The following is a 17,614-nucleotide window of genomic DNA, read 5'->3' as shown; positions in this document are numbered from 1 at the left end:
CCTCTTCAACCCGAACGTGACAACTGGATACCCTTTCGGGGAGCCCCCTTCCGCAAACCGAGGATGTCCGCATGATCGAGCCTGTGCAGCTGCCGTCGCCGTGGCGGGACGCACGCCTGACCGTTGTCGTGCCCACCTACAACGAGGCGGGTAACCTGCCCACGCTGGTGGAGCGGCTGCTCGCCCTGCCGCTGCCCGGCCTGCGCATCCTCGTGGCCGACGACAACTCCCCCGACGGCACCGGCGATGTGGCCGACAAGCTGGCCATCGAGCACCCGGACCGGATCGAGGTCGTGCACCGCGCCGGCAAGGAGGGCCTCGGCCGGGCGTACGTCGACGGGATGAGTCGGGCGATCGAGGGCGGCGCGGAGTATGTGGCGCAGATGGACGCCGACCTGTCCCACCCACCGGAGGCGCTGCCGGGGATGCTGGGCGCGCTGGTCTCCACCCAGGCCAGCGTGGTGATCGGTTCCCGCTACGTGCCCGGCGGAGAGCTGGACGAGAACTGGCCGCTGTACCGTCGGGCCCTCAGCGGCTGGGCGAACCTCTACGTGCACACCCTGCTGCGGGTGCGCATCCGGGACCTGACCGCCGGCTTCAAGATCTGGCGGTCCGACGCGCTGCGCGACATCGATCTGAAGCGGGTGCAGTCCAACGGCTACAGCTTCCAGGTGGAGATGCACTACCTCGCCACCAAGCTGGGGCACACCATCCTGGAGGTGCCGATCCGCTTCGAGGAGCGGCGCGACGGCGTCTCGAAGATGACCACCGCGACCAAGGTGGAGAGCGCCCTGATGCCGTTCCGCCTGCGAAGCAAGCACCGCAACATCACCCGCTAACCCCAAACCCACCCCCCCAACCCCCAACCCCAACCCCAACCCCAACCCCCAACCCCCAACCCCAACCCCAACCCCCAACCCCCAACACCCAACACCCAACACCCAACCCCCAACCCCCAACCCCCAGGTTGATCATGAGGTTAGCGGGCTTGTTGATCTCCAACCGCCCCGCCAACCCCATGATCAACGCGGACGGTGGGGGCGGACGGGTGTGGGGTGGGGGGTGGGGGTTTGGGTGGGGTTAGGTGAGTTCGTTGGGGTAGAGGGCTCGGTGGGCGGTGGCTATTGCTGCTGCGTAGGCGCGTCCCGTTAGCGCGCGGTCGCGGGCCAACGCCGCGCGCGCCGCGTTCGCGCCGGGTGCGCCGTGCACACCGCCGCCGGGGTGCGCCGACGCGCTGGCCAGGAAGAGCCGGTCCACCGGGGTGTCCGCCCGGCCCAGGCCAGGGATCGGGCGCAGAAAGAGCTGCTGGTACGCGGCGGCGGTTCCGCCGCCGAGAGCGCCGCCGACCAGGCTCGGGTTGCCCTTCTCCAGGTCGGCCGGACCGGCCACGTGTCGCCCGACGATCAGTTGCCGGAAACCCGGCGCCGCCGCCTCCAGCACGTCCTCCATCCGTTGCACGTGCCCGGCGACGTCCTCGGCCCGCCAGTTCCGACGAAACGGCAGGTGGGTGTACGACCAGAGCGACTCGGTGCCCGGCGGGGAGTGACTCGGGTCGGCCACGGACATCTGCCCCACCAGCAGAAACGGGTCGCGGGGCAGCTTGCCTTGGGCCAGCTCACCCGCGTAGTGGGTCAGCCCGTTCAGGTCCGCGCCGAGGTGCACGGTGCCGGCACCGGCCAACTCCCGGTTCTGCCATGGCACGGGTGCGGAGAGTGCCCAGTCCACCTTGAGTGTCGAACCGTCCCACCGGAAGTGCGTCAGGTCCTCCACCAGTCGCGGCGGCAGCGCCGCCGCGCCGACCAGGTCGAGGTACAACGCTGGCGCCGGCACGTCGGCGAGCACGGCCCGGCGGGCCCGCCACAGTGCGCCGCCCTCCGTGCGTACCCCCATCGCCCGTCCCCGGGCGGTGAGCACCCGGTCGACGCGGGCGCCGTAGAGGATCGTCCCCCCGCTCTCGGACAACCGAGCAACGAGCGCGTTGGTGATCTGCTGCGCGCCGCCGTTCGGCACCGGCCAGCCGACCTGCTGGCCGAGCATGGCCAGCAGCCAGCCATACACCCCGGAGCCGGCCTCCTCGGGGGACAAATCGGTGTGCAGGGCGCAGCCGGCCAACAGAGCCGGTCCGCCGGCACCGTCGAACAGTTCGTCGCCGAGCTTGCGGACCGGCACCACCAGGCGTCGAGCCAGTCGCAGCGCGCCGGCCACGCGCAGCCGACGCAGCAGGCCCAGCCCGCCGCGTACCGGCGGGAACGGTGTGGTGATGGCCTCCAGCATCGGCTCGGCCACGTCGAGCCAGTCGGTGTACGCGTCGAGCCAGCGCTTGCCATCACCGGGGGCGAACTGCTCCAGCGATGCGGCTGTGACGTCCGGGTCCCGGTTGATCACCGCAGCCCGGCCGTCCGGCAGCAGGTGCGCCAACACGTCCGGCGCATGCCGCCAGGACAACCCGTGCCGACCCAGGTCGAGGCCGCCCAGCACCGGTGAGGCGTACCCGAGGGGGTAGAAGGAGCTGTAGAGGTCGCTCAGGTAGCCGGGCGCGGTCACCTCGGCGGAGCGGACCGCGCCGCCGGGCACCGCGCTCGCCTCCAGCACCACCACCTCCCAGCCGGCGTCCGCCAGCAGGTTGGCCGCCACCAGGCCGTTGTGTCCGGCCCCGACGATGACAGCGTCCACGCTCTGCGCGGAGGTGGTTGTCATCCGATCCGCCTACCCGGCGCGCAACCAGGCGAAACGCGTTTGCCGCGCCGGGGCCGGGGCATCCAGCGCCGCATGTACACGGTTGCGCAGTTGGTGGGCGGGGTGTGGGGCGCGGGCGGCGACGGCGGCGAACTGGTCGTGCATGATCCGGCGGACGGTTCGCCGGTCAGCACGGTGCCGGTGGCCACGGCCGATGAGGTCGGCAAAGCGACCCAGGCGGCGCGCAATGCGGCGGCCCAGTGGGCGGCTACCGCGCCCGCTGAGCGGGCCGCTGCGTTGCACCGGGCCGCGGACGCGGTGGAGGCGGTCATCGAGGAGTTGTCGGCGGCCGTCACCGCGGAGATGGGCAAGCCGCTGGCGGACGCCCGCGGCGGGGTCGAGGCGGGCATCAGCACCTTGCGACAGTACGCGGAGCTGGCTCCGCTGCGCGGCGGGCGGTCGCTCAACGGCGAAGCGGACGCGCTGGACTTCCTCACCCCGCAGCCGCGCGGTGTGGTGGCCGCGATCACGCCCTGGAACGACCCGGTGGCGGTCTCCTGCGGGCTGCTCGGTGCAGCCCTGGTCACCGGCAACGTGGTGCTCTACAAACCGAGCGAACGGGCGCCGGCGACGGGCTGGCTGCTGGCGCGGGCGCTGGATCAGGCGCTACCGGCTGGTGTGTTGTCGCTGCTCACGGGCGGCCCCGAGGTCGGTGCGGCGCTGGCGGCCGAGGACGTCGACGTGGTGGCGCACGTGGGCTCCACCGCGACCGGACGGGCGATCGCCGCCGCCGCGGCCCGCACCGGCGCGAAGGTGATCCTGGAGAACGGGGGCAGCGACCCGTTGATCGTGGATGCGGGCGTGGATCCGGAGTGGGCGGCCGGTCAGGCCGCGCTCGGCGCGTTCGCCAACGCTGGGCAGATCTGCGTGGCGGTGGAGCGGATCTACGTGCACCGGGAGGTGGCCGAGGACTTCGTCGCCGCCCTGGTGCGACGCGCCGATGCGCTACGGGTCGGGCCGGGCCGGGACCCCGGCACCGAGTTGGGTCCGCTGGTCGACCGGCGGCACCGGGAGCACGTGCACGGGCAGGTGGCGGCGGCGGTGGCCGCCGGCGCACAGGTCCGCCTTGGCGGGGAGGTGCCGGACGGCCCAGGATCGTTCTACCCGGCCACGGTGGTCACCGACTGCCGGCACGACATGCCGCTGGTGCGGGAGGAGACATTCGGGCCGGTCGCTCCGGTGGTGGTGGTCGACTCGTTCGACGAGGCACTGCGCTGCGCAGCGGACTCCCCGTACGGGCTGGCCGCCACCGTGCTGACCACGTCGATGAGTCACGCACAACGGGCCTGGCGGGAGCTGCCGGTGGGCACCGTCAAGGTCAACGCGGTGTTCGGGGGCGCGCCAGGTGGCGCCGCGCACCCGCGCGGGGCCAGTGGGCAGGGCTACGGGTACGGCCCGGAGCTGCTGGACGAGTTCACGGCCACGAAGGCGGTGCACATCGAGGCGCCGGGCGGCGGGCACTGGTGAACGGTACGGGCGGACGCAGGGGTGGCGCGTCCGCCCGTACCGCGTCGGTGTGCTCTGGTGCGGCGGCGGTCAGTTCCCGCGAGCCTTGCGGGTGGCTCGGTCGTTGGCTTTCTCGATCGCCTTGACCAGCTCCGGTTTGGTCATGCTGGACCGGCCAGGTACGTCGAGTTTGCGGGCCACCGACATCAGGTGGTCCTTTGTGGCGTTGGCGTCCACTCCACCGGCGGTGGGGGCTCGCCGTTCCGGCCCGCCGCCGGCGGCCTGCTGGTCGCTCGGGCCCTTGCGGCCCTTCGGCTCCCAGTGGTCGCCCACCTTCTCGAACTGGTGCTTCACCGCGGCGAAGGCGGTGCGGTGCGACCGCTCCCCCTCACCGTAGGTCTCGACCGCCGAGTCGTGCGTCTTCTCCCAGGTGCGCTGCGCCTTATCCGAGGAGCGTCGCAGCGTGCTGGGCAGGTCTTCGCGCCCGGGCATCTCGTCCTCCTCCGTGTCGACAGGGTCACCGTGACCGTTCCCCTGTGCCGCGGCGGCAAACCATACGCGGAACCCGCGAGGCGCTGGGCGGGTTTGTCGATTTCGGAATCCGGGTACCGGCGGGCCAGGCCAGACCGGACGACCGGTCATCCGGCGGCCGGGGCGCAGGGAGCGGGCATGACGACCACCGAGCCCGATACGACGCTCGACGGCAAACCGGGCACGCGGGTGCCCCGACGGATGCGGCAGCTGAGCTGGCGGACCTGGCGCGGGGTGCTGGTCCGCAGCGTGCAGAACTTCGTCAACGACAACTGCTCCGACTGGGCCGCCGCGCTGACCTACTACGGGGTCCTGGCGCTCTTTCCGTCCGCCATCGTGGTGGTGGCCCTGGTTGGTCTGGTCTCCGACGGCGAGCGGACCCTGGACACGGTGGTCGACCTGGCCAACCAGGTGGGTGCCGGGTCGGTGATGACCGACGACGGCGGCGTGGTCAAGGTGATCCAGTCCGTGGTGCTCCAGGAGAGCAACGCCAAGGTGCTGCTGAGCTTCGGCCTGCTCGGCGCGCTGTGGTCCGCGTCGGGCTTCATCGGCGCGTTCACCCGGGCCTCCAACGCCGTCTACGGGGTGACCGAGGGTCGGCCGGTCTGGAAGCTGCGGCCGTTGCAGATCGGCCTTGCCGCGGTCACGCTGGTGCTGCTCGCGGTGGTCGCCCTGGGTCTGATCGTCAGCGGCCCGGTCACCGACGCGGTCGGCGACCTGATCAACGCCGGGGGCCTGGCCCGCACGGTGTGGAGCGTGGCGAAGTGGCCGGTGCTCGCCATGGTCATGATGGTGTTGCTGTCCCTGCTGTTCTGGATCGCCCCGAACGTACGCCAACCCCGCTTCCGCTGGCTCACCCCCGGCGGCGCGGTGGCCCTGCTCTCCTGGGCGGTGGTCTCCTTCGGCTTCGGCCTCTACGTGGCCACCTTCGCCTCGTACAAGACGACCTACGGCAGCCTCGGTGCCGCCATCGCGTTCCTCGTCTGGCTCTACCTGTCCAACTCGGCGCTGATGCTCGGGGTGCAGATCAACGCCCAGGTGCAGCGCGGGCGGCAGTTGCAGGCCGGTGACCCCGACCCGGAGGAGCCGGTGCTGCCGCCGCGCAAGCCCGCCGACGACTGACCCCGGTTCGGGGGCGGATGTCCGGTCCGGGGCCGGGCCGAGGGCCGGTTCGTGACCCGTTGCCGGTTTAGCGGACAGGGGGCCGGGTAGCGCAGAAGGCATGGAGCGTGGCAACAGCAAGCACGGACCGAGGATCGACGAACAGATGAGTCAGGAGGTCAGCGGCCTCGTGCAGGGGCCGGGGACCGGTGGCTCTCGGGTCGACGAGTCGCGGGTGCCGGAACCGGCGGGCGAGGACCAGCCGGAGACGACCACCGCCCCGGCCGGCGACCTGCGCACCGGCACCCCGCAGGGAATGAGTTCCACGGATGTCGAGCAGCGCAGCCGGCTCGGCCGGTTCATCTCGATGAGCGCCCTGCCGGGAGACCGCCTGGTGCTCATCGCCAGCGCCCGCGAGAACGAGGCGCCGGACGACATCGTGGCAGCCCTGGAACGACTGCCCGAGGGCACCCTCTACCAGACGGTTTCCGAGGTATGGGCCGCCCTCGGCAACAAGAACGAGACGACTCGCTGGTGAGAAGAATCGCCCCCGATTCGACGACCACCAGCGGCTGAAGGAGGTTCTCTCATGAGTGGCGTTACCGAACATGTGGAAGTTTCCGTGCCCGTCCGCACCGCGTACGACCAGTGGACGCAGTTCGAGCAGTTCCCCGAGTTCATGGAGGGCGTGCAGGAGGTTCGGCAGCTCTCCGACACGATGACCCACTGGACGGTCGACATCGCCGGGGTGAAGCGCGAGTTCGACGCCGAGATCACCGAGCAGCTCCCCGACGAGCGGGTCGCCTGGCGCTCGACCGACGGCGCCCAGCAGGCCGGCGTGGTGACGTTCCACCGGCTCGACGCGGACAAGACCCGGGTCACCCTGCAGCTCGAGTTCGAGCCGCACGGGGTCGTCGAGCAGGCCGGCGACAAGCTCGGCATCGTCGACCGGCGCGCCAAGGGCGACCTGGAGCGGTTCAAGACCTACATCGAGCGACGCGGTCAGGAGACCGGCGCCTGGCGTGGCTCGGTGGACCGCCCGCAGCCGTGATCCTCAGCAGTGACACCGATGGCCGCCAGAATCCTGGCGGCCATCGCCGTTCCCGAGCCCGGTCGTGTGGCGCCGTTTGCGATCATCGCGCCCGGGTACGGCTGTAGACATGACCGACGACAACATCAGGGTGTGGCGGGACGAGGAGCGGCTTCCGTTGGAGGAGCTGGAGCGTGCCGTGTCGGGCTCCAGCCTCGACGGGGAGGCTGACGACGTGACCGGCAACGACGCCGGCGAGGAGGCCACGTTCGGGCACGGCCCGGCGGCGTCGGACCGCGACGGGGCGGTCCGGGGCAACAGCCGGGAGGACACCGACCCGCAGCGCGCCTACCGTCCGTCCACCACCGGCCGGACCGGGCCGGACGTCTGAGTTTCCCGCCCCGTTTGGGCGGGAAGCGCCCGCGCGGGCGAGCCGGTGGTGGGTCGGCGCGCGCCCCACTCGTGCAGCGCGACCAACGCCAGCGCGAGCACCAGCAGGGCCGAGCCCAGCACCTGCACCGACGTGTTGCCAATCAGCACGCCCAGTCCGGCCGGGACGAACGCCGCGCCGAGGCCCGAGGCGCCGATCTGCAGCCCGATGGCCCGGTCCGCGTGCGCAGCGCCGACCCGTTCGGCGGTGGTGAGGGTGAGCAGCGGGAACACCGGCGCGGCGGCGAAACCGACCACGACCAGGCCGAGCACCGCCAGCACGGCCGGCCCGGGTACGGCGATCAGCGCCGCGCCCACGGCCATTCCGGCCAGGCTGACGCGCAACACCAGCCCGGCCCCCAGGCGCTCGGCCACCACACCCTGCACGACCCGGCCGACGAAGAGGCTGCCCCAGTACGCGGAGACGCAGCCGCCGGCCACCGCCGCGCTGAGCCCCCGTCCCTCGGTCAGCAGCAGGAACGCCCACAGGCCAGCGGACACCTCGATGGCCACGTACAGCGCGAAGGCGAGCAACCCCGACCAGACGGCCGGCAGTCGCAGTGTGTCCCGAATCGGAACCCGGACGCCCGGTGCGGCACCGTCCGCGCTGGTCGGGCCCGTTCCGACGGCCGCGCCCGCCTCGGTGCTCGTCGGGGCGCCGCGATGCCAGGCCCGCACGGTGAGCACGAATGCGGCGGCGAGAACGAGTTGGGCGGCGGCCACGATGCCGTACCCCCAGCGCCAGGCGAGCCCGGCGCTCAGCACCCCGGTCATGATCAGCGGGCCGATGGCCACGCCGAGGCCGAAGAAGGCGTGCAACCAGTTCATGTGCCGGGCCCCGAAGGTCCCGGCCGCGTACGCGTTGAGCCCGGAGTCGACCGCGCCGGACCCGAGCCCGAGCAGCAGCGCACAGCCCACCAGCACCGCCAGCACGGGGCTCACGGAGTAGCCGGTCAGCGCGAGGCTGGCCAGCACGGTGCTGCCGGCGAGCAGGGCACCGACGCCGACCCGGGCCAGCGTGAAGCCTGCCAGCACGCTGGAGGTGAGATAGCCGACGGTGCCGGCGGTGAGCACCCACCCGACGGCCTCGGTCGGTACGCCGAAGTCGCTCCGGATCGAGGGCCAGGCGACGCCGAGCAGCCCGTCCGGCAGGCCGAGACTGACGAACGCGAGGTAGGCCAGCAGGAGCAGCGTGGCGCGAGGACGCGCAGGTGGGGTGGCCACGAGACATCATCCTGCCGGAGGGCACCCTAGTGCCGTGGGCACCGGATCGCTCGCCGCACAAAGAATTCGTGTCCGTACGGTCGAGAAAAACGGACAGCTCATCCAGAATCGGCCGATCGGGGGACGGCAAAGCGGCTCGTTCGCGTAAGAATTTCGGGATGCATCAAGGCTCCGCATTCCTCTCCACGCGTCAGCGCCGGCTCGCCTGGCTCGGCTTCCTGCTCGCCGCGCTACAGGCGCCCGTGTCCGCCAAGCTCGTCGCCGACGAGTCGTGGCTGTTCAGCCTCTGCGTCGCGCTGATGGTGGCCACCGTGATCATCGCCGACGACGCGGCCCGGCGACGCCCGGCCGACGCGACAAGCGACTAACCCGCACGCATTCCAGCGCCTCGCTGAGCTTGCCGAGCGCGGCGAGCGTCGCGTCGCTCACCCCGGTCGGCCGCCGGTGCTGCTCGTCCGGTCCGTCCAGCTGCTGTCCCATTGCCTGCCTCCGTGCCGTGTGCCACCCTCTGCGCCCGGTTCTCCTGGTGCCCCGTCTGTGCCGGATCAACCCCCGCGGCCAGCCCTGGTCGTCCAGGTGGCGCAGGCGACACCCGCCGGGCGGCCGAGGTCGACCCGGTGACCCATCGGTTAACCTCGGTCACCATGCGTGTGCCGTTCAACCGGGTCGCCCCCCGTACCGCCGTCGACTCGGCGCGGTCCACCCTGGCCGCCCTCACCGTCTCCGTGGGCACCGTCGGGCTCGCCGCCGCCGCTGCGCGACCAAGGCTGCTGGCCCTCGTCGACCAGCATGCGGCCGCCGTGCGGGACAGCCTCGACGGCGACCGCCAACCGCTGACCGCCGCGGCCCTCGCCGGCTACGCCGATGGGGTCCGCGCGGCTGCCCTGGAGCACGGGTGGGTGCCGCCGGCCGGGCCGGTGGACTGGAGCGACCCGGAGTGGCTGCTCATCCGACTGCTCGCGGTCTGCGCGCTGGCCCGCTCGCTCGACGGGGCCTGACGAGCAACGGGGAGGGCACTCCGCGCCGTACGCGGAACACCCTCCCCGACCCGTTGTGCCGTTTACCTCGCTACGAGCGGTATTGCTGGGCCTCGTCCACCTGAGGCATTGCCTGGGTGCGGTCGCCCCCGCGGTCGGCCATCTGCCGCTCCACGTCGCTACGCCCGGCCGCATTGGCCTGACGCTGCTGCTGCACCGCCTGGGCTTCCCGGGCCGCCCGAGCCAGCCAGCCGTCCCAGCGGTTCTGCATCGGCTTCACGAGACCGCCACCGACACCGACGACCAGGATGCCGCCTACCGTGGCGAGCACCGCGATCAACACCGGAGTCGTCACCGTCGTGGCGATACCCACCTGGTTCAGCGCGGCGATCACGCCGAGCGCGATGATGAAGATCGCCGTCAGGTCGGCCAGGACCTTGCCGTACGAGAGCCCTCCCAACGCCCCGGTGACCAGATCCCGCACGGCGTTGGCGATCGCAGCCGCCACCACCACGATGACGATGGCGACGAACGCACGCGGCAGCCAGGACACCACGCCGCTGATCAAGTCACTGATCGCGTTGGGCCCCCAGACTCCGAACGCGAACTGCAGAGTGAACAGCAGTACGGCGTAGTACGCCAGTCTGGCCAGAATGTCGGAGGCGTCGTACTTCGTTCTCTCCAGGGCCCGTTTGATGCCGCCGCGTTCGACCGCTTGGTCGAAATGCACCCGCTCTAGCACCGTATCCACGATCTTGAGGACGGCTCTGGCGATGAGCCAGCCGACCACGAGGATGACGATGAAGGCCACTGCCTTCGGGATGAAGAGCAGCACCGACCTCCAGGTGTCGGCGATGGCATCGCCGATGTCGGCCTGCCGGACCGCGAGGGTTTTCAGCATGATGTCCCTCCTGTCGCATGGACTGCGCCGGGCGCATACCCGCCTACCGGTCTGGCAGTCCGCGCAACGCGCCGCGTTTTCGCCGCAGGCCGCCGGGCGGAGGCCCTGAACTGCCCGAACGACCCCCGCGACACGGAAAGCGACGGCCCGCCGCCACGATCGATGCCTTTTCCGTTGGGCCGACTAGGCTGCGAACATGCCAGGAACGGTCGGGCGAGTCCCCACGCCAGCGACTCCGGTCCCGGGCGCGTCCGCCGGTGCCGGTGCGGCCGCTGCCGTGCTCGCCCACGACTGGGCCGGCACCCCGCTGGGCCCACCCGAGGGCTGGGACGTGGCGATCCGGGCCGTGGTCGAGCTGATCCTCGCCTCGCCGATGCCGATGGCCCTGGCGTACGGCGACGACCTCGTCCTGCTCTACAACGCCGGCTACGCCGAGTTGCTGGGCACCAAACACCCGAGCGCCTTCGGCCGCCCGGCCTCCGAGGTGTTCGCCGAGATCTGGGCGCTGCCCGGTGTCGGTCAGGTGTTCGAGCGCACCTACCGGCAGGGTGTGCCGTTCCTGGAGAAGGAGTCCACTCTGCCGTTGGTCCGCGGGCACTCCGCGACGGTGGAGCAGGCGGTCTTCACCCGGGGCTACTCGCCGGTGCGCGACAGTGCCGGGCAGATCGTCGGCACGTTGACGGTCGCGGCCGAGACCACCCACGTCACCGAGCAGTTGCAGAGCCTCAGCGAGGTCGCCGCAGCGCTCGCCGGCACGCTCACCCTCGACGACGTGGCCCGGGTGGCGCTGCGGTACGCGCTCACCACGTTCGACCCCGACCAGGTCTCGTTCGCGGTCGACGAGGGCGGCGGCGGTTGGCGCATGGTGCGCCGAGTTCGCGGCGAGTTGCTGGACGAGGCCGACGAGCGGCTTCCCCCGCTCTGGCGACGCGCCCCGGCGGGCTGGACGGCCCCGGTGGTGCAGGCGGCACACTCCGGCGGCCCATCCTTCGTCCGCGACGGGCAACCGCTGCGGGATATCGCCGTGGACCGCCATGACCAGAAGATTCGTTCGATGGCGGCCCTGCCCCTGGGCACGTCGGTGGTCCGCGGCGGGCTGGCGGTCGGCTACCAGGTGCCGCACACCTGGTCGCCTGCCGAGCGGGCACTGCTGGCCGCCTCGGCCGAGTTGATCGGCCAGGCCGCGGAGCGGGCCCGCCGGTTCGAGACCCAGCACGGCACGGCCCAGCTTCTGCAACGCAGCATGTTGCCGGAGCACCTGCCAGATCTGCCCCGGTTGCGTGTCGCGGCCCGCTACGACCCGGGGGTGGACGGCAACGCCGCCGGCGGTGACTTCTACGATGCGTTCCTTCTGCCCAGCGGCGCGCTCGGTGTGGTCCTGGGCGACGTCGCCGGTCACGATGTGCAGGCCGCCGCGCGGATGGGGCAGGTCCGGGCCGCACTGCGCGCGCTGGCTCTGGCCGACCCGGCGCCCGACGCGGTGTTGGCCGGGTTGGACCGGCTGGTGACCAGCCTGGGCGCGGAGGCCGGCACACAAGAACTCTTCGTCACCGTGGTGTTCGGGGTGATCGACGCGGAGCGGCGGGAGTTGACCCTGGCCAGCGCCGGCCACCCGGCGCCGCTGATCCGCCGCAGTGACCCGGAGGGCCGCTCGCACTCCGAGTACGTCGACGTACCGGCCGGTCCTCCGCTGGGTCTGGGCGGCCGGCCGGGCACCAGCACTGTCGCGTTCCGCCCGGGTGACACTTTGCTGCTGTTCAGCGATGGGGTGGTGGAGCGTCGCCGGCAGAGCCTCACCGCCGGGCTGGCCACCCTTGGTGACGCCGTAGCCAAGGCCGGCAGTGGCGACCCGCGCGCGCTCTGCGCGGTGGCCACCGCAGCGGTGCCGGGCAGCACGGAGGACGACGTGGCCGTGCTGGCGGTGGAGCACGCGCTCAAGCCGAGTCGCTCGGCGAGCATGGAGGTGCCCGCGGAGCCGACCGCCCCCAGCCGGGTTCGGCACTGGATGACCGGCCAGCTCACCGACTGGCAGGTGCCTGAGTCGGTGATCGGTGCTGCGGTGCTGTGCACCAGCGAGCTGACCACCAACGCGTTGCTGCACGCCGGCACCGCCGCCCGGGTGGAGATCGACCTCAGCTCCGAGCGGCTGCTGGTCTCGGTCGCCGATTCCGGCACTCGCGGCACCGTGACCCGGACCCGCACCGACACGTTGAGCAGTCGTGGACGTGGCCTCGGCCTGATCGAGGAGCTCAGCGACGCCTGGGGCACCGACCCGTCGGTCCGCGGCTCCACGGTCTGGTTCGAGATTCTGACACCGCCGACCGCGCATCCCTGAGACGCCCGACGGGTAGGAGGACGCTCATGCGTACCGACCAGCCCACCGGAGTCCTCTTCGACGTCGATGGCACGCTTGTCGACACCACCTACCTGCACACCGTGTGTTGGTGGGAGGCGTTGCGCCAGACCGACCAGCCGGTGCCGATGGCGCTGGTGCACCGCTCGATCGGGATGGGTTCGGACAAGCTTCTCAACCATTTGCTCGGCCCTGAACGGGACCGGGACGCCGACCCGAGGCTGCTCGACGCGCACGACACCCTGTACGCCGAGTACTGGGAACGACTCACGCCGCTGCCCGGGGCGGCGGACCTGCTGCGCGCCTGCGCCGAGCGGGGGCTGCGGGTGGTGCTCGCCACCTCTGCCTCGGAACCCGAGGTCGGCGCGCTGCGTCGGGCGCTGGCTGCCGATGATGTGATCGACACCGTCACTTCCTCGGCGGACGCTCAGCAGAGCAAGCCGGCACCGGACATCCTGGTCGCCGCGCTGGCGCAGTCCGGGTTGGCAGCCGAGCGGGTGGTCTTCGTTGGCGACTCGGTGTGGGACGTCGTCGCTGCCGGCGCGTTGAGCATCCCGTGCGTGGGGCTGACCTGCGGCGGCACCAGCCGCGGTGAGCTGGCCGGTGCTGGCGCGGTGGCGGTGTACGACGACCCGGCCGCGCTGTTGGACGAGTTGGCGGATTCCCCGCTCACCCAGCCGAGGTGAGCCTCACTCCGGTTCGCCGGCCCGTACGCGCATAGCCCGAGGCCCTGCGGGGCATGGATTGTCACCACCTGCCCCGCGCCTCGCGGGTGCGGCTGGAGGGTGGTGCCGTGGAGCCGGTAGACGTGGCGTTCGCGCTGGTGGGCCTGGGCGCTCTGCTCGCGGGCATCCTGCCGCGGGCGCTGGAGCGACGCCCGCTGTCGATGCCGATCGCCTTCCTCGCCCTCGGCATGCTGGTGTTCCTGCTGCCGGTCGGGCTACCGACCCCGGACCCGCTGGCGCACCCGGAGCTGACCACCCATCTCACCGAGATCGGGGTGATCGTCGCGCTGATGGGTGCCGGGCTCAAGATCGACCGTCCGTTGAGTTGGCGGCGGTGGTCGTCCACCTGGCGTCTGCTGGCGATCGCGATGCCACTGTGCATCGCGGCGGTGGCTCTGCTCGGGTGGTGGTGGGCGGGGCTGGTGCCGGCCGCCGCGCTGTTGCTGGCCGCCGCGCTGGCCCCGACGGATCCGGTGCTCGCCGCCGACGTGCAGGTCGGCGAGCCGACGGACGTGGAAGACTCCGAGGACGAGGTCCGCTTCGCGTTGACCTCCGAAGCCGGCCTCAACGACGGGCTGGCGTTCCCATTCGTCTACGCCGCCATCGCCATCGCCTCGACCAGCCTCGCCCCACGCGACTGGTTGGCCGAGTGGTTCACCGTGGATGTGCTCTGGAAGGTGGGCGTCGGCGTCGGCGGTGGCCTGCTCATCGGCTGGCTGCTCGGCAAGTTGTTCTTCCGTGCGCCCAGCGAGCTGCGGCTGGCCCGGCACGCCGAGGGTTTCCTGGCGCTGGCCGCCACGTTCCTGGCGTACGGGCTGGTGGAGGTGGTCGGCGGGTACGGCTTCCTGGCGGTGTTCGTGGCGGCGCGGGCGATCCGGGCGGCGGAGCGGACCCACGAGTTCCATTCGGTGTTGCACGATTTCGCCGAGCAGGTCGAGCGGCTGCTCACCCTGGTGCTGTTGCTCCTGCTCGGTGGAGCGATCGTGGGTGGCCTGCTGGCACCACTGACCTGGCCGGCGGCTGCCGTCGGGCTGGCGCTGGTGTTCCTGGTTCGGCCGCTGATCGGCTGGTTGTCGCTGCGTGGCGCGGCGGGCCGGCCCGCCGAGCACTGGGTCATCTCGTTCTTCGGCATCCGCGGCGTCGGCTCGTTCTACTACCTCGCGTACGCCACCACGAAGGCCGACTTCCCGCAGGCCGAGCTGCTGTGGGCGACCGTCGGGCTGGTGGTGCTCGTCTCCGTGGTGGTGCACGGCGTCACGGCGACTCCGGTCATGCAACTGCTGGACTCCGAGGACGAGCGGACCTCCGACCCGGCCGAACGTGACACCGACGCCCGACCGGTCGCCGCAGCCGGGCACGCCTAGGGTTCTTCAACTCGCCGCCGAGCACGCGCTCGGCCGCGACTTCACCCGCCGCCCTGATCGTCCGCGCCGGTGGTTGGGAAGGGTCCGGTCGGCGTCGAGGCCTCGGGCCCCGGGGAAAGCTTGTCCGGGTCGAGGATCATGTCGATGGCGGCGATGCGATTGTGGTGAACGGTGAAGCCGACGACGGCGATGGGTTTGCCGCTCCGGTCGCGGGCGACGACGCCGGCGACCCCGTTGACCATCGCGGGAGCGCAGAGGCGCGCGAACCGTGGCCCGGCGTCGGCGGCCCGTGCGGCCACGGCGCGGGCGCCGGTGAGCAGGGCGGGTGCGAGCCGAGCACGGCGTCCGTGGTCGGAGCGGAACACGACGTCGGGGGCCAGCAGGGCTAGCAGGGCGTCGAAGTCACCGGCGCGGGCAGCGGCCAGAAACGCGTCGACGACACGTCGCTGGGCGGGCAGGCCGGCGCGGGGCTGCGGGGCATGCTCGCGCAGTCGCCGCCGGGCGCGGCTGGCCAGTTGCCTGGTGGCCGCCGGTGTGCGCCCCACGACGACGGCCACCTGCTCGAACGGCATACCGAACATGTCGTGCAGCACCACCGCGAGCCGCTCGGCAGGCTCAAGGCTGTCCAGCACCACGAGCAACGCGATCCCGACCGCGTCGGTGTGCAGGCTGGCTTCCTCGGGATCACCGTACTCGCTGACGAGCGGCTCCCAGGTCGCGCTCAACTGCTCGCGGCGCGCCTGACGGGCCCGCAGCATGTCGATGCACACCCGACCGACCAACGTGGTCAGCCACGCGGCCGGGTTGGTGATCAGGGCAGGATCGGCGCGCGTGGTGCGCAGCCACGCCTCCTGCAGCGCGTCATCGACCTCGGTCAACGACCCCAGCAGCCGATAGGCGACGGCCCGCAGACGCGGGCGGTGCTGCGCCATCTGCTCGGCGAACCACTCCTGGTCGTCCATCTCCCTATTTCCCGAACGCTTCCCGCCGTAGCATCGCCAACAGTGTCGGAGTGCCCTCCCCGGTAGTGACAGCCACGGTCCGCCCGACCCACGCAGTGTCCGTGGCCTGGGCGAGCAGGCAGGCCGCCAAGTCCGCACGGCTGGTGAAGACGCCGTCGGAACGATTCTCGGAGAGTCGGTAGCGAGTGACGCTGACACTGTCGAAGAGCCCCGACGGGCGCACGATCGTCCAGTCGAGGTTGCTCTCCCGCACCAGCCTCTCCATGGCGCGCATATCGTCGTAGGTGGACTTGCCGATCGTGGCGGTGACCAACGGCTGAATGACGCGGTTGAGCAGGAAACCGCCCTCGGCGTGGTGATGCGGCTCGGTGGCGCTGGAACTGACCACCACGAGCCGCCGCACACCCGCACGGCGCATCGCGGCCAGGACAGTCGCGGTGCTGCGACTGTAGAGCAGCACCGGTTGCCGAGTGAACGGCGCTCCAAGGGCCGACAGCACCACGTCGGCACCGTCCACCGGGGCATCCACGGTCACATCGGCGGCCACCACCTCCAACCCCGGGCCCTTGACCGGGAACGATTCCGGCTGCCGGGTCACCGCCCGTACGTCGTGGCCTGCGTCCAGCGCCTGCTGTACGAGGCGTCGACCCGTGCCCCCGTTCGCGCCGAGAACGACGATACGCATCTGGTGTGCTCCCTCCCCGAAGTGGCTTTCCACAAGGACGTCGGTCCGCGCCGATCGTTTGTGACAAAGCACAGGTCGCGGTGGTCCGACCGTTCGCGGTGGCGTTATCCGCCGGCCAACTGCGGGAGCGGCGTGGGGGCGTGCGCATCCACATCCACGCCGGATGCCGGTAGCGGCGGTCAGCCGAGCCGGGCGGCGATAGCGCGGCCCAGGTCCCGGCCGGAACGCCAGGCGCTCTGCACCCGGGGCTTGCCGAACACGTCGCCGGCCAGGCCGATGCCGTCGGCATCCAGGTGGTGGGTGGGACCGGCACTGTCACTGGTCGGCTTCGCGTACGTCCAACGATGCACGTGCACGTCGACGGCCTTCGCGGGCAACCCCAGTAGGTCCCGTACGGCCTGCTCGACCGCCGGGCCGGCAGCGCTGGGCTGGGCCAGGTGTCGGGCGGCGAACTCCGGCACGGTGTGCGCGACGAGCACCGGCGCGCCGTCGCCGCGCCGGTCGCCGTCGTCGCAGACGAGGTTCAGGACCGGATGATCGTTGACGAACGCACCCCGGAAGTCCGGCCAGCGCCGGGTCGGAAAGCGCAGCACCGCGGCCAGGGACGGCGACCAGTGCTGCGCCTGTACGACCTGGGTAGCGTCGGTCAGGGCCGGGTCGAGCAGCAGGGCGGCCTGTGGGCCGGGCATGGCCAGAGCGACCGCAGCGCACGGCTCGCCGTCGACGGCCGGACCGGGTTCCACGCTGAGCACCAGCCGGTCGACGGTCACCGGCACCGCGCCGGCCAGGTGCTCGACCAGCGAGCGCAGCCCTTTCGGGGCGGCGAAGCGCATCGGCCCGGGCACGTCGTGCTGCCCGCTCTGGTCGTACGACTGGAAGGTGTTGGTCCATTCGCGGACCAGGCCGGCGGCGCGCCACTGCTCGACCACGGCGACGAAGTCCGGGTCGGTGGCGGTGAAGTACGCGGCGCCGATGTCCGCGGGCCGGCCTTCGAAGCGTTTGCTGGCCATCCGGCCACCGCAGACATGCCCCCGCTCCCGGACCTGAACTGGCACCCCCGCCCGGGTCAGCTCCACCGCACAGGCCACCCCCGCGATGCCCGCCCCGACCACCACCACATTCGACCGGTCCACGCTCATTCGGTGATCGT

General features: G+C 71.8%; 18 protein-coding genes. 11 read left to right on the top strand and 7 right to left on the bottom strand.

The window, feature by feature from the left end:
- Positions 1-71: 71 nt before the first annotated feature.
- Positions 72-839 carry a polyprenol monophosphomannose synthase gene (locus ACLQ28_RS23730; RefSeq protein ID WP_425688472.1) on the top strand — a complete coding sequence of 256 codons (768 nt, stop codon included), beginning with the start codon at positions 72-74 and terminating at the stop codon, positions 837-839.
- Positions 840-1,080: 241 nt separating this feature from the next.
- Here ACLQ28_RS23730 and ACLQ28_RS23725 read toward each other — a convergent pair whose 3' ends face one another.
- Entirely contained in the window at positions 1,081-2,697 is a 1,617-nt protein-coding gene (locus ACLQ28_RS23725) for a phytoene desaturase family protein (protein WP_425688471.1), read from the bottom strand.
- A gap of 72 nt (positions 2,698-2,769) precedes the next feature.
- Between ACLQ28_RS23725 and ACLQ28_RS23720 the strand changes: the two genes are divergently transcribed.
- Positions 2,770-4,203, top strand: coding sequence for an aldehyde dehydrogenase family protein (locus tag ACLQ28_RS23720; protein WP_425688470.1), 1,434 nt, complete (start codon positions 2,770-2,772; stop codon positions 4,201-4,203).
- A gap of 69 nt (positions 4,204-4,272) precedes the next feature.
- Here ACLQ28_RS23720 and ACLQ28_RS23715 read toward each other — a convergent pair whose 3' ends face one another.
- Complete coding sequence (locus tag ACLQ28_RS23715) at positions 4,273-4,674, bottom strand: ChaB family protein (RefSeq protein ID WP_425688469.1); 402 nt, start codon at positions 4,672-4,674, stop codon at positions 4,273-4,275.
- 177 nt (positions 4,675-4,851) lie between these two features.
- On the opposite strand from ACLQ28_RS23715, the gene ACLQ28_RS23710 reads away from it, so the two are divergent.
- From ACLQ28_RS23710 to ACLQ28_RS23695, 4 genes are all read left to right on the top strand, one after another.
- A complete protein-coding gene (locus tag ACLQ28_RS23710; protein ID WP_425688468.1) occupies positions 4,852-5,835 on the top strand; it encodes a YihY/virulence factor BrkB family protein in 984 nt (327 codons plus the stop codon).
- A gap of 100 nt (positions 5,836-5,935) precedes the next feature.
- Complete coding sequence (locus tag ACLQ28_RS23705) at positions 5,936-6,352, top strand: DUF2795 domain-containing protein (protein ID WP_110564927.1); 417 nt, start codon at positions 5,936-5,938, stop codon at positions 6,350-6,352.
- Between the two features lie 51 nt (positions 6,353-6,403).
- A complete protein-coding gene (locus ACLQ28_RS23700; protein ID WP_393141321.1) occupies positions 6,404-6,865 on the top strand; it encodes an SRPBCC family protein in 462 nt (153 codons plus the stop codon).
- Positions 6,866-6,974: 109 nt separating this feature from the next.
- The gene (locus ACLQ28_RS23695) at positions 6,975-7,235 is read left to right on the top strand and encodes a hypothetical protein (protein WP_184184204.1); all 261 of its coding nucleotides are present in this window, start codon (positions 6,975-6,977) and stop codon (positions 7,233-7,235) included.
- On the opposite strand, the gene ACLQ28_RS23690 is transcribed toward ACLQ28_RS23695, so the two are convergent.
- On the bottom strand, positions 7,193-8,497 hold the full coding sequence (locus tag ACLQ28_RS23690; RefSeq protein ID WP_425688467.1) for an MFS transporter: 1,305 nt from the start codon (positions 8,495-8,497) through the stop codon (positions 7,193-7,195). The two genes, ACLQ28_RS23695 and ACLQ28_RS23690, sit on opposite strands and share 43 nt — an antisense overlap.
- 158 nt (positions 8,498-8,655) lie before the next feature.
- Between ACLQ28_RS23690 and ACLQ28_RS23685 the strand changes: the two genes are divergently transcribed.
- Together ACLQ28_RS23685 and ACLQ28_RS23680 are read left to right on the top strand one after the other, a co-directional pair.
- Entirely contained in the window at positions 8,656-8,865 is a 210-nt protein-coding gene (locus ACLQ28_RS23685; RefSeq protein ID WP_425688466.1) for a hypothetical protein, read from the top strand.
- 276 nt (positions 8,866-9,141) lie between these two features.
- Complete coding sequence (locus ACLQ28_RS23680; RefSeq protein ID WP_425688465.1) at positions 9,142-9,495, top strand: DUF6401 family natural product biosynthesis protein; 354 nt, start codon at positions 9,142-9,144, stop codon at positions 9,493-9,495.
- Positions 9,496-9,565: 70 nt separating this feature from the next.
- On the opposite strand, the gene ACLQ28_RS23675 is transcribed toward ACLQ28_RS23680, so the two are convergent.
- Positions 9,566-10,375, bottom strand: a complete 810-nt coding sequence (locus tag ACLQ28_RS23675; RefSeq protein WP_425688464.1) for a mechanosensitive ion channel family protein — start codon at positions 10,373-10,375, stop codon at positions 9,566-9,568.
- A gap of 196 nt (positions 10,376-10,571) precedes the next feature.
- Here ACLQ28_RS23675 and ACLQ28_RS23670 point away from each other — a divergent pair, with 196 nt between their 5' ends.
- The 3 genes from ACLQ28_RS23670 (at position 10,572) to ACLQ28_RS23660 (ending at position 14,817) form a co-directional block, all read left to right on the top strand.
- Positions 10,572-12,710, top strand: a complete 2,139-nt coding sequence (locus ACLQ28_RS23670) for a SpoIIE family protein phosphatase (RefSeq protein WP_425688463.1) — start codon at positions 10,572-10,574, stop codon at positions 12,708-12,710.
- A gap of 26 nt (positions 12,711-12,736) precedes the next feature.
- Positions 12,737-13,414, top strand: a complete 678-nt coding sequence (locus tag ACLQ28_RS23665) for an HAD family hydrolase (protein ID WP_425688462.1) — start codon at positions 12,737-12,739, stop codon at positions 13,412-13,414.
- Positions 13,415-13,521: 107 nt separating this feature from the next.
- A complete protein-coding gene (locus ACLQ28_RS23660; protein WP_425688461.1) occupies positions 13,522-14,817 on the top strand; it encodes a cation:proton antiporter in 1,296 nt (431 codons plus the stop codon).
- Positions 14,818-14,858: 41 nt separating this feature from the next.
- Here the strand turns inward: ACLQ28_RS23660 and ACLQ28_RS23655 are convergent, their stop codons facing one another.
- The 3 genes from ACLQ28_RS23655 to ACLQ28_RS23645 all read right to left on the bottom strand — a co-directional run bounded on the left by ACLQ28_RS23655 (position 14,859) and on the right by ACLQ28_RS23645 (position 17,603).
- Positions 14,859-15,779: a sigma-70 family RNA polymerase sigma factor gene (locus ACLQ28_RS23655; protein ID WP_425688460.1), complete on the bottom strand. Its 921-nt coding sequence runs from the start codon at positions 15,777-15,779 to the stop codon at positions 14,859-14,861.
- Between the two features lie 4 nt (positions 15,780-15,783).
- A complete protein-coding gene (locus tag ACLQ28_RS23650; protein WP_425688459.1) occupies positions 15,784-16,464 on the bottom strand; it encodes an NAD(P)-dependent oxidoreductase in 681 nt (226 codons plus the stop codon).
- 179 nt (positions 16,465-16,643) lie between these two features.
- Positions 16,644-17,603 carry an NAD(P)/FAD-dependent oxidoreductase gene (locus ACLQ28_RS23645; RefSeq protein ID WP_425688458.1) on the bottom strand — a complete coding sequence of 320 codons (960 nt, stop codon included), beginning with the start codon at positions 17,601-17,603 and terminating at the stop codon, positions 16,644-16,646.
- Positions 17,604-17,614: the final 11 nt, after the last annotated feature.

This window comes from Micromonospora sp. DT201 (genome assembly GCF_049841575.1).
Taxonomy (GTDB): Bacteria; Actinomycetota; Actinomycetes; order Mycobacteriales; family Micromonosporaceae; genus Micromonospora.
This window is presented reverse-complemented; position numbering and strand designations above follow the sequence as displayed.

Coding starts and splice junctions, on each gene's coding strand:
- ACLQ28_RS23725 (WP_425688471.1), bottom strand. CDS start 2,697: ATGACAACCACCTCCGCGCAGAGCGTGGACGCTGTCATCGTCGGGGCC.
- ACLQ28_RS23695 (WP_184184204.1), top strand. CDS start 6,975: ATGACCGACGACAACATCAGGGTGTGGCGGGACGAGGAGCGGCTTCCG.
- ACLQ28_RS23645 (WP_425688458.1), bottom strand. CDS start 17,603: ATGAGCGTGGACCGGTCGAATGTGGTGGTGGTCGGGGCGGGCATCGCG.
- ACLQ28_RS23720 (WP_425688470.1), top strand. CDS start 2,770: ATGTACACGGTTGCGCAGTTGGTGGGCGGGGTGTGGGGCGCGGGCGGC.
- ACLQ28_RS23655 (WP_425688460.1), bottom strand. CDS start 15,779: ATGGACGACCAGGAGTGGTTCGCCGAGCAGATGGCGCAGCACCGCCCG.
- ACLQ28_RS23685 (WP_425688466.1), top strand. CDS start 8,656: ATGCATCAAGGCTCCGCATTCCTCTCCACGCGTCAGCGCCGGCTCGCC.
- ACLQ28_RS23730 (WP_425688472.1), top strand. CDS start 72: ATGATCGAGCCTGTGCAGCTGCCGTCGCCGTGGCGGGACGCACGCCTG.
- ACLQ28_RS23665 (WP_425688462.1), top strand. CDS start 12,737: ATGCGTACCGACCAGCCCACCGGAGTCCTCTTCGACGTCGATGGCACG.
- ACLQ28_RS23715 (WP_425688469.1), bottom strand. CDS start 4,674: ATGCCCGGGCGCGAAGACCTGCCCAGCACGCTGCGACGCTCCTCGGAT.
- ACLQ28_RS23650 (WP_425688459.1), bottom strand. CDS start 16,464: ATGCGTATCGTCGTTCTCGGCGCGAACGGGGGCACGGGTCGACGCCTC.
- ACLQ28_RS23680 (WP_425688465.1), top strand. CDS start 9,142: ATGCGTGTGCCGTTCAACCGGGTCGCCCCCCGTACCGCCGTCGACTCG.
- ACLQ28_RS23700 (WP_393141321.1), top strand. CDS start 6,404: ATGAGTGGCGTTACCGAACATGTGGAAGTTTCCGTGCCCGTCCGCACC.
- ACLQ28_RS23675 (WP_425688464.1), bottom strand. CDS start 10,375: ATGCTGAAAACCCTCGCGGTCCGGCAGGCCGACATCGGCGATGCCATC.
- ACLQ28_RS23705 (WP_110564927.1), top strand. CDS start 5,936: ATGGAGCGTGGCAACAGCAAGCACGGACCGAGGATCGACGAACAGATG.
- ACLQ28_RS23670 (WP_425688463.1), top strand. CDS start 10,572: ATGCCAGGAACGGTCGGGCGAGTCCCCACGCCAGCGACTCCGGTCCCG.
- ACLQ28_RS23710 (WP_425688468.1), top strand. CDS start 4,852: ATGACGACCACCGAGCCCGATACGACGCTCGACGGCAAACCGGGCACG.